Source organism: Arthrobacter sp. Y3223166 (assembly GCF_059090935.1).
This window is the reverse complement of the sequence record NZ_JBNHGE010000096.1, coordinates 1-890: the sequence shown is the minus strand read 5'-3', so window position 1 is coordinate 890 and position 890 is coordinate 1. Positions and strand designations below refer to the sequence as shown.

Annotated in this window: 1 protein-coding gene; it reads left to right on the top strand. The window is 74.4% G+C overall.

Annotated features, from left to right (window positions below):
* A partial coding sequence (locus AC5RUH_RS16705; protein ID WP_494129158.1) for a DUF222 domain-containing protein occupies nucleotides 1-890 on the top strand: 890 nt, incomplete at both ends.

Below are 890 nucleotides of genomic sequence, written 5' to 3'. Positions count from 1 at the left end.
GCGCCGGGATCCCGAAAGACCGGCAGGGCGCCGGGGTGGCCGCCCAGATCGGGTTGGCCCGGCGCGAGTCCCCGCACCGTGCCGCGGTCCTGCTGAACCTGTCCCGGACCCTGGTCACACAGATGCCGCACACCCTGGCCGCCCTCGCCGCGGGGGACCTGAACGAATACCGGGCCGAGATCCTGGCCCAGGAGACCGGCTGCCTGTCCCCGGAGCACCGGGCCCGGGTGGACCGGGAACTGGCCGGGAACCGGGAGCGATTGCCCGGGCTCGGGAACCGGGCGCTGCGGGTCGAAGCCAAACGCCTGGCCTACCGGCTCGATCCCCGCTCGGTGGTGGACCGGGCGGCGAAGGCCGAAGCGGACCGGCATGTGTCCTCCCGGCCCGAACCGGACACGATGGTCTCGGTCCGGACCCTGCTGCCGGTGGTCCAGGGGGTGGCGGTGATGGCCGCCCTGCACAAGGAAGCGGACCGGCTGCGCAGCACGGGAGACCCCCGGTCGCGGGGCCAGCTGATGGCCGATACCGTGTTCGAACGCGTCACCGGGCGCAGCACCGCCGCCCCGGCCCGGCTGGAAATCCAGTTGGTGATGACCGACCGTGCCCTGCTCCGGGGCGAGGCCGAACCGGCCTGGCTGACCGGGCACGGCATCGTCCCGGCCGGTTACGCCCGCAACCTCACCCGCCCGCCGCAACCGCCGGCAAGCCCGCAACCACCGGAAGCCACCGGCGGAGACAGCCCGCCCGGGCAGCAGGCGCCGCCGGCCGGGACCGAGCCGGGGTGGAAGACCGCCCGCGAGCAGGCCCAACGCACCAAGGTATTGAAACAGGCCACCGTGGAGGACGTCTGGGTCCGCCGCCTCTACACCGCGCCGGGGACCGGGCAGCTG